Raw genomic sequence first — 8,982 nt, 5'->3', positions numbered from 1 at the left:
CCCCCGCCGCCGCGGAGGCCGCTGCCGGCGCCGACGCGCCGTCGTCGGGCGCGACCGCGGTGGACGCGCCGTCGTCGGCGCAGGTGCGCTCGGCGCGCAAGGAGATCGCGCGCATCGAGCGTCGGCTGGGCCGGATCGCCGAGCTCGAGGAGCGGTTGCACGCGCGCATGGCCGAGGTCGCGACCGACCACGCGGCAGTGCTCGAGCTCGACGCGGAGCTCCGTGCTCTCGCGGCGGAGCGTGAGGAGCTCGAGTCCCAGTGGCTCGAGGCCGCCGAGATGGTCGGCTGAGACTGGCCTGGCCTGGTCGGGCTCAGGCGTCGAAGGGCGACACCAGCACCCGCAGGAGGTCCGCGAGGCGTGCACGGTCGGCGTCGGGCAGGTCGGCCAGCAGGCCCCGCTCGACCCTCAGCAGGTCCTCGAGGGCCGCGTCGACGCGGGCCCGGCCCGCCGGGGTGAGCCGCACGAGCACGCCACGCCGGTCCGACGGCGCCGGAAGGCGCTCGACGAGCCCGCGGGCCGCGAGCCGGTCGATGCGGTTGGTCATGGTCCCGCTCGTGACGAGGGTCTGGGTCACGAGCGTCCCGGGCGAGAGCTGGTAGGGCTCGCCGGCACGCCGCAGGGCGGAGAGCACGTCGAACTCCCACAGCTCGAGGTCGTGACGGTCGAACGCGGTACGCCGCGCGAGGTCGAGGTGCCGCGCGAGCCTGGACACGCGTGAGAGCACCGCGAGCGGCGCGACGTCGAGGTCGGGCCGCTCGCGTCGCCACGCCTCGACGATGCGGTCCACCTCGTCCGTCATGCGCGGCCCTCGTGCACCATGACGTCGGCGGCCGGGTCGTCGTCCGTCGCGTGGTCGTGGGCGCGTGTGGTCCGGGGCTCGTCACCGCGCAGGGTCGGCCGGCCCTGGAGCCCCGAGAGCCCGTTCCACGCGAGGTTGACCAGGTGCGCGGCGACCTCGTGCTTGCGGGGGTGGCGCGCGTCGAGCCAGTACTGACCTGTCAGGGCGACCATGCCCACGAGCATCTGGGCGTAGATGGGCGCGTTGCGCGGGTCCAGGCCGCGACGCTTGAACTGGGCCGCGAGCAGGTGCTCGACCTGCGTCGCGACGTCGCCGATCAGGCTCGAGAACGTGCCGGTGGACTGCGCGACCGGTGAGTCGCGCACGAGGATGCGGAAGCCGTCGGTCGAGCTCTCGATGTACTCGAGCAGGGCGAGCGCGGTGCGCTCGACGAGCACCTGCGGGTGGCCGCCGGCCTCGAGCGCTCCTGTGAGGGCCCCGGTGAGCGCCTGGATCTCGCGGTCGACGACGACGGCGTACATGCCCTCCTTGCCGCCGAAGTGCTCGTAGACGACGGGCTTGGACACCTGCGCGCGAGCCGCGATCTCCTCGACACTCGTGCCCTCGAACCCCTTCTCCGCGAAGAGCCTGCGACTCACGTCGAGCAGCTGCTCGCGCCGCTGGGTCCCCGTCATCCGGGCGCGCGGGGTGCGCTTGCTCGAGGAGGCCACGCCCCCATCATGCCGCGACCGGCTGGCAGACTGGGGCACCGCCGTCGTGCCCCGCGCGCGCCGGGGTGTCGTCACCCTGGTGCACGGGGCCCGTCCGCCCTGGTGTAACGGCAGCACGCAGGCCTTTGGAGCCTTGCGGTCCGGGTTCGAATCCTGGGGGCGGAGCTCGGCGGCTCAGCCGCGGGCCGAGGGCCGGTGGGTGCGGCCGAGCCCGCGGAAGACGTCCGCGTTGAGCTCGAAGGCGAGGCATGCCTCCTCCGCGACCCGGACGCGCTCGTCGGCGTCGAGGCGCAGCCGGTCCAGCCGTGCGCGGTACTCGTCCTTGAAGGGCTTGGGCTTCGGGATGGTCGCGAACGTGTAGAAGCCCACGGCCGCGGCGGGCAGGCCGTACGAGCGCTGGAGGACAGCCTTGATCGCCTGGCCCCCGGAGAGGTCGCCCAGGTAGCGCGTGTACGCGTGGGCGGCGTACCCGCCCACCCAGCGCCCGACGACCTCGTGCAGCCGTGCCACGTAGCGCTCCGTCTCGGGCAGCACGCGCGGACGCGCGGCCGTGGGCCCGAGCAGGGTGGCGAGGTCGGCCTCGATCGCCGCGCTGCGGGCGAGTCCGTCGACGACGAGCTCTGCCGACTCCGGATCGGCGCGCAGGAGGCCGTCGGCGTGCTCGAGCGCGGCGTAGACGTGCCGGTGCTGCGCCAGGAGGTCGACGTAGGCGTCGAGGCCGAGCTCTCCCCGCATGAGCTGTTCGACGAACGGCTCGCGCTCGGCCGAGGAGTGCGCCGCCCTGGTGGCCGAGCGCAGGAGGGCGGACAGGCTGGTGCCCGCGTCGGTGGTCGGCGTCGGGACGGGCATCGGTGCTCCCATGGGGGTGTCCTGACCTGACGTCAGACGGAGGTGACGAGCTGTCAGGACACCGTAGGTTAGGTCTGCCTTACTCGGCAACGGCAGGTCCCGTCCGGGCGTCGACGGTCCGCGCGAGGGGCGACCCGCCCCGGGACGTGGGCCCCTGCGCGCGACGGTAGAGTGACGCGCGGCGCCTCGCGCCATGTCCCGCTCGTCCACGACGTCGGGATGCTGTCCGCCCGCCCCGATCGACGGGAGCCCATGCAGTGACCGCCCCACGTCCGGCCGCCGTCGTCGTCCTCGCCGCAGGCGAGGGCACCCGCATGCGCTCGGCGACGCCCAAGGTCCTGCACGAGGTCTGCGGGCGCTCGATGCTCGGGCACGCCCTCGCCGCCGCGGGAGCGCTCGACCCCGAGCGCCTCGCGGTCGTGGTGCGGCACGAGCGCGACCGCGTCGCGGCGCACGCGCTCGAGATCGACCCGCGCGTGCTCGTGGTCGACCAGGACGACGTCCCGGGCACGGGCCGTGCGGTCCAGTGCGCCCTCGGGGTCCTGGACGCGGCGGCCGAGGCCGGCCGCGCCCTGCACTCGGCCCACGACGACGACGCGGCCTCCGGGGCCGTGGTCGACGGGGCCGTCGTGGTGCTCGCGGGTGACATCCCGATGCTCGACGGCGAGACCCTCGGTGAGCTGCTGGCCGCGCACGCGGCCGACGGCAACGCCGTGACCGTGCTGACCACGCGCGTGCCGGACCCGACGGGCTACGGCCGGGTGGTGCGCGAACCCGGCACGGGAACCGTGCTGCGGATCGTCGAGCACAAGGACGCCGGCGCGGACGAGCGCGCGATCGACGAGATCAACTCCTCGGTGTACGTGTTCGACGCCGCGGTGCTCCGCGAGGCGCTCGGCCGTCTCGGTCGCGACAACGCGCAGGGCGAGGTCTACCTCACCGACGTCCTCGAGATCGCACGCGCCGGCGGTGGCGCCGTGCGTGCCGTCCAGGTCGACGACCCGGTGCTCGTCGAGGGTGCGAACGACCGCGCGCAGCTGTCGGTGCTGCGGGCCGAGATGAACCGCCGCGTGCTCGCCGGCTGGATGGCCGCGGGCGTGACCGTGATCGACCCCGCGACCACCTGGGTGGACGTCGACGTCGAGCTCGCGCAGGACGTCACGCTCCTTCCCGGCACTCAGCTGCACGGCCGCACGACCGTCGCGCGCGACGCCGTCGTGGGCCCCGACACGACCCTGACCGACGTCGAGGTGGGGGAGGGCGCCCAGGTGGTGCGGACGCACGGGAGCGGCGCGCGCGTCGGCCCGGGCGCCGTCGTCGGGCCGTTCGCCTACCTCCGGCCGGGCACCGACCTCGGCGCGCGAGGCAAGATCGGCGCGTTCGTCGAGACCAAGAACGCGACGATCGGCGACCACTCGAAGGTGCCCCACCTGTCCTACGTGGGTGACGCGACCATCGGTGAGCACTCCAACATCGGGGCGGCCACGATCTTCGTCAACTACGACGGTGTGACCAAGCACCACACCACGATCGGCTCGCACGTGCGGATCGGCTCGGACAACGCGCTCGTCGCGCCCGTCACGATCGGCGACGGCGCGTACACGGGCGCGGGCTCGGTGATCCGCCGTGACGTGCACCCCGGCGCGCTGGGCCTGAACACCGCGCCGCAGCGCACGGTCGACCGGTGGGTGCTGCGTCGCCGTCCGGGGACACCCTCGGCCGAGGCCGCGGCGGCCGCCCTGGGGGAGGACCCGGACGGCACCGGGGCGCTCTCCGCCCAGGCGATCGCCGAGCGTGCGGGAAGCGAGGGGTGGCGCGCGGGTGAACCCGTCGAGCCGGCCGAACCCGCCCAGCCGACCACCGAGCAGCCGAGCGAAGGACGCTGAGCAGATGACCGGGATCACCTCTGCCGACGGGGAGAAGCGCCTCGTCCTGATCTCGGGCCGCGCGCACCCCGAGCTCGCCGAGGACGTCGCGCGCCACCTCGGCAGCGAGCTGGTCCCCACGACGGCGTACGACTTCGCCAACGGCGAGATCTACGTGCGTTTCGGCGAGAGCGTGCGCGGCGCCGACGCGTTCGTGCTGCAGAGCCACACGGCGCCGATCAACCAGTGGATCATGGAACAGCTGATCATGGTCGACGCCCTCAAGCGGGCGTCGGCCAAGACGATCACCGTCGTCCTGCCCTTCTACGGCTACTCGCGTCAGGACAAGAAGCACCGCGGACGTGAGCCGATCTCGGCCCGCCTCGTGGCCGACCTGTTCAAGACCGCGGGCGCCGACCGCCTCATGAGCGTCGACCTGCACGCCGCGCAGTCCCAGGGCTTCTTCGACGGCCCGGTCGACCACCTGTGGGCCATGCCCCTGCTCGTCGACTACGTGCGCACGCGCGTCGACCTGTCGAACGTCGCGGTCGTCTCGCCCGACGCGGGCCGCATCCGCGTGGCCGAGCAGTGGGCCGCCAAGCTCGGTGGCTGCCCGCTCGCCTTCATCCACAAGACGCGCGACATCCACTCGCCCAACCGGGCGGTCGCGAACCGCGTGGTCGGCGAGGTCGAGGGGCGCACCTGCATCCTCACCGACGACATCATCGACACGGGCGGCACGATCGCCGAGGCCGTGCGTGTGCTGCTCGCCGCGGGCGCTCGTGACGTCATCGTGGCCGCGACCCACGGCGTGCTCTCCGACCCTGCGGCGCAGCGCCTGCAGGAGTGCGGTGCGCGTGAGGTGATCGTGACCGACACCCTTCCCATCCCCGAGGAGCGGCAGTTCGCGAACCTCACGGTGCTGTCGATCGCGCCCCTGCTCGCACGCGCGATCCGCGAGGTGTTCGACGACGGCTCGGTCACGTCCCTGTTCGACGGCGCCGCCTGAGCGGGTAGACTTCCCAGGTTGCCTCGGCGAGGGACGTCGGACGGCCGGCACGGCACCGGGTGAGAACCCAGGGCGCCTGTCCGGTTCGGCTCCGTGATCGACGCGGCGGTCGTGCCCGCGCGTCCGTCCTGCGTCCCGCGCCGAGGCCACCGCCGGCCGCGCGTCCAGCCCCCGGGGGCGACGCGCGGCACCACAGCAGCATCACGTCCCAGCACCCACCAGCTCCAGGAGTTCCCCGTGTCCGAGGTCAAGCTCGCCGCTACCGCTCGCACCGAGTTCGGCAAGGGCGCCGCGCGCCGCATCCGCCGAGCCCACCAGATCCCCGCCGTCCTCTACGGCCACGGTGCCGAGCCGCTGCACATCACGCTGCCGGGGCACGAGACGATGCTGGCGCTCAAGCACGCCAACGCCCTCCTGTCGATCGAGCTCGACGGCGGGTCCCGCCTCGCGATCGCCAAGGACGTCCAGCGCGACCCGGTCAAGAACCTCATCGAGCACGTGGACCTGCTCGTCGTGACCAAGGGCGAGAAGATCAGCGTCGACGTGAACGTGCACGTGGTCGGTGAGTCCGCACCCGGCACCATCCACGTCGTGGAGACCCAGGCGCTGACGCTCGAGGCCGAGGCGACGCACCTCCCCGAGCAGGTCGAGGTCTCGATCGAGGGCCTCGAGGACGGCACGCAGGTGCGCGCGGGCGACCTGAAGCTCCCCGCGGGCTCCGTCTACAACGGCGACCCGGACGAGGTCATCCTCACGATCTCGGTCCCGCGCGCGAGCGCCGAGGACGAGGCCGAGGAGGCCGAGGAGGCCGAGTCCGAGGCCCCGGCCGAGGAGTCCTGAGCTGGGACTCGCAGATCTGCTGAGAGCATGGCGACGGCCGGCCCCCTCGGGGCCGGCCGTCGTGCCGTCCGGAGAGGATGAGCCCATGACGCCGTGGCTCGTGGTGGGACTGGGGAACCCCGGCCCGCAGTACGCGCGCAACCGGCACAACGTCGGCCAGATGGTCGTCGAGGAGCTCGCGCGCCGCGCCGGGGCGTCGTTCACCTCGCACCGCAGCCGCGCCCAGGTGGCCGACGTCCGGCTGGGCGTGCTCCCCGGTGGTGCCCCCGGGCCGCGCGCGGTCCTCGCCGTGCCGCGCAGCTACATGAACGTCTCGGGCGGGCCGGTCGCGTCGCTCGCGCAGTACCTCCAGGTGCCCGCCGAGCGCGTGCTCGTCGTGCACGACGAGCTCGACATCCCGTTCGCGCAGGTGCGCCTCAAGACGGGCGGCGGTGAAGGTGGGCACAACGGCCTGCGGAGCATCAGCTCGGCCCTCGGCACGCGCGACTACTCGCGGGTGCGGGTCGGCATCGGCCGCCCGCCGGGCCGCCAGGACCCTGCCGACTACGTGCTGAAGGACTTCGCCCCGCGCGAGCGCGACGAGCTCGCGTGGCTCGTCGACGCGTCCGCCGACGCCGTCGAGATGGTGGTGCGCGACGGCGTCCTCGCCGCTCAGCAGCGCTTCCACGCCCCCGGCTGAGGCTCGAGGTCACAGAACGGTCACGGCTGGCGCGCATGCGGGTGAAATCGGACAGATCGCCCGTATAGCCGTATTCGGCACGAAAACCCCGGTATAGCCTCAACTCGCATCAAGTGGACGGCGAGATGGACCGGGGGTGAACGGCGCGTGACGCTGGCAGCTGATCGAGGACTCGAGTGGGCGAGCAGCGCCGACCGTCGAGGGGTCGCGGCGGAGCCGCGGCGGTCCTGGGCCTCGGCCCAGCCCTTCGTGGTGCGGCGCACCCCCTTCAACGACGCGTCCGCCCGGGCCCACATGTGGGCCCAGCTGGCGGGCCACTACCGTCGCCGCGTCATCGCGGTGGACGCGGCCGCCGCCCTCGCGGTGGGCGGCCTCGTCGCGCTGTGGACCACTGGGCTCGGCCCCGCGAGCGTCGCTGTCGGCGTGTCCCTGGCCCTGGTCTTCGTCGCGCTCGTCGCGCTCGTCCGCGGCTACGAGACGCGCGAGCTGGGGGACGGCCCCGCGGAGTTCCAGTCGATCCTGCGAGCCGGGGCCTGGCTCACGGGCCTGCTGGTCACGGCGGAGTTCCTGCTGGGCGTGGGCCTCACCCAGGTCCAGCTCGCGACCGGTGCCCCCGCGCTCGTCCTCGTGACGATCGTCGGCCGGTACGCGCACCGCCGGGTGCTCCACCGGGCCCGTGCCCACGGCGTCGCGATGATGCGCACCCTCGTGGTCGGCGAGCCCGACGACGTCGCACGGGTGGTGGACGACCTCGGCCGAGCGCCCTACCACGGCTACCAGGTCGCCGGTGCCTGCATCCCGAGCCTCGACGGCGACGTCGCGACGGACGTCCCCGTCCTCGGTGCGGTCGCCGACATCCCGCAGGTCGTCGCGGACCGCGCGATCGACGTGGTCGTGCTGGCGGGTCAGCCCCTCGGCGGGGACGCCCTGCGGCGTCTCTCGTGGGCGCTCGACCGGGTGGGTGCCCAGCTGATCGTGGTGCCGGACATCGTCGAGGTCGCCGCTCCGCGGCTGACGGTGCGCCCCACCGCGGGACTGTCGCTGCTCGAGGTCGAGGTGGGGGCGCCGCGCCGTCGGCTGCTCGTCAAGGCGGTCATCGACCGGGTCGTGGGCACCGCCGCGCTGCTGCTCGCCGCTCCCGTGATCGGCGTCGCCGCGCTCACCGTGCGCATCACGTCCCCGGGTCCCGCGTTCTACGCCCAGACGCGCGTCGGTGTCGACGGTCGCACCTTCACCCTCTGGAAGATCCGCAGCATGTACACGGAGGCCGACCAGCTCCGCAAGGCGCTGCTCGAGCACAACGAGGGAGCCGGCCCCCTGTTCAAGATGCGCCACGACCCCCGTGTGACGCCGGTGGGCCGCGTGCTGCGTCGCTTCTCGCTCGACGAGCTGCCCCAGCTGGTCAACGTGGTGCGGGGCGAGATGTCGCTCGTCGGACCGCGGCCGCCGCTGGTCGAGGAGGTCGCCGGCTACCCCGACCCCGTCCACCGCCGCCTGCGCGTGAAGCCGGGTCTCACCGGGCTCTGGCAGGTCTCGGGCCGGTCCGACCTGAGCTGGGAGGAGTCCGTGCGCCTCGACCTTCGCTACACCGACAACTGGTCGGTCGCGATGGACCTCACGATCCTCTGGAAGACGGCGCGCGCCGTGCTGCGAGGCAGCGGTGCGTACTGAGACCCGGGACGTGGACACGGCGCCCGGGGGAGGGCTCGACGACGACCACGTGCTCGCCGCCCACCTCGCCCGGGGTGCGGGCCGGCTGCTGCTCGCCACGCGTGAGGCGGGTGGTGACGGCGCGCGCGGCGACAGGGTCGCCCACGAGCACCTCGCCGACGCGCTCGCGGTGCACCGGCCGGGTGACGCCGTCCTGAGCGAGGAGGCGGCCGACGACGCCGCGCGCCTGACGGCCGAGCGCGTGTGGATCGTCGACCCCCTGGACGGGACACGCGAGTACGGCGAGGGACGCGACGACTGGGCCGTGCACGTGGCCCTCTGGGCCTCCGGGGAGCTGGTCGCGGGCGCTGTCGCGCTGCCCGGGCGAGCCCAGGTGCTCGCGACCGGCGGGGCGGGCGACGCCGTCGTCGGCCGCCGCCCCGCGGCGGGGGGGGGGCCGCCGGCCGCCGCGGTGCCCGCCCGGGCCCCCCGGCGGGGGGGGGGGGGGCGCCCCCCCCCCCCCCCCCCCCCCCCCCCCCGGCGGGGCTCCCGGCGGCAAGGCGGTGGCGGTGGCGGCTG

Annotated in this window: 10 protein-coding genes and 1 tRNA gene; 8 read left to right on the top strand and 3 right to left on the bottom strand. The window is 74.1% G+C overall.

Annotated elements, in window-relative coordinates:
- Window positions 1-290, top strand: a 290-nt coding sequence (locus GXB85_RS17625) for an ABC transporter C-terminal domain-containing protein (RefSeq protein WP_237728397.1), incomplete at its 5' end; no start/stop codon positions are given.
- A gap of 22 nt (window positions 291-312) precedes the next feature.
- Here the strand turns inward: GXB85_RS17625 and GXB85_RS17620 are convergent.
- Window positions 313-801: a MarR family winged helix-turn-helix transcriptional regulator gene (locus tag GXB85_RS17620; protein ID WP_161918970.1), complete on the bottom strand. Its 489-nt coding sequence runs from the start codon at window positions 799-801 to the stop codon at window positions 313-315.
- The gene (locus tag GXB85_RS17615; RefSeq protein ID WP_161918972.1) at window positions 798-1,475 is read right to left on the bottom strand and encodes a TetR/AcrR family transcriptional regulator; all 678 of its coding nucleotides are present in this window, start codon (window positions 1,473-1,475) and stop codon (window positions 798-800) included. Before GXB85_RS17615 ends, GXB85_RS17620 begins: the two co-directional genes overlap by 4 nt.
- 129 nt (window positions 1,476-1,604) lie before the next feature.
- On the opposite strand from GXB85_RS17615, the gene GXB85_RS17610 reads away from it, so the two are divergent.
- Window positions 1,605-1,676 (top strand) — tRNA-Gln (locus GXB85_RS17610).
- A 9-nt stretch (window positions 1,677-1,685) separates the two neighbouring features.
- On the opposite strand, the gene GXB85_RS17605 is transcribed toward GXB85_RS17610, so the two are convergent.
- A complete protein-coding gene (locus GXB85_RS17605) occupies window positions 1,686-2,372 on the bottom strand; it encodes a heme oxygenase (biliverdin-producing) (protein WP_237728396.1) in 687 nt (228 codons plus the stop codon).
- Window positions 2,373-2,617: 245 nt separating this feature from the next.
- On the opposite strand from GXB85_RS17605, the gene glmU reads away from it, so the two are divergent.
- The 6 genes from glmU to GXB85_RS18455 all read left to right on the top strand — a co-directional run.
- Window positions 2,618-4,246: a bifunctional UDP-N-acetylglucosamine diphosphorylase/glucosamine-1-phosphate N-acetyltransferase GlmU gene (glmU, locus tag GXB85_RS17600; RefSeq protein WP_161918969.1), complete on the top strand. Its 1,629-nt coding sequence runs from the start codon at window positions 2,618-2,620 to the stop codon at window positions 4,244-4,246.
- A gap of 4 nt (window positions 4,247-4,250) precedes the next feature.
- Window positions 4,251-5,234 carry a ribose-phosphate diphosphokinase gene (locus tag GXB85_RS17595; RefSeq protein ID WP_161918968.1) on the top strand — a complete coding sequence of 328 codons (984 nt, stop codon included), beginning with the start codon at window positions 4,251-4,253 and terminating at the stop codon, window positions 5,232-5,234.
- A gap of 237 nt (window positions 5,235-5,471) precedes the next feature.
- A complete protein-coding gene (locus GXB85_RS17590) occupies window positions 5,472-6,074 on the top strand; it encodes a 50S ribosomal protein L25/general stress protein Ctc (protein WP_161918967.1) in 603 nt (200 codons plus the stop codon).
- A gap of 85 nt (window positions 6,075-6,159) precedes the next feature.
- On the top strand, window positions 6,160-6,753 hold the full coding sequence (gene pth, locus GXB85_RS17585; RefSeq protein ID WP_161918966.1) for an aminoacyl-tRNA hydrolase: 594 nt from the start codon (window positions 6,160-6,162) through the stop codon (window positions 6,751-6,753).
- 147 nt (window positions 6,754-6,900) lie between these two features.
- Window positions 6,901-8,424: a sugar transferase gene (locus GXB85_RS17580; RefSeq protein ID WP_161918965.1), complete on the top strand. Its 1,524-nt coding sequence runs from the start codon at window positions 6,901-6,903 to the stop codon at window positions 8,422-8,424.
- A 10-nt stretch (window positions 8,425-8,434) separates the two neighbouring features.
- Window positions 8,435-8,982 (top strand): inositol monophosphatase family protein (locus GXB85_RS18455; protein ID WP_370524324.1); only part of this gene is annotated, 548 nt, incomplete at its 3' end.

This window comes from Cellulomonas sp. APG4 (assembly GCF_009996735.1).
GTDB lineage: Bacteria > Actinomycetota > Actinomycetes > Actinomycetales > Cellulomonadaceae > Actinotalea.
Note: the sequence above shows the minus strand (reverse complement) of the source record. Positions and strands in the feature narration are given on the sequence as shown.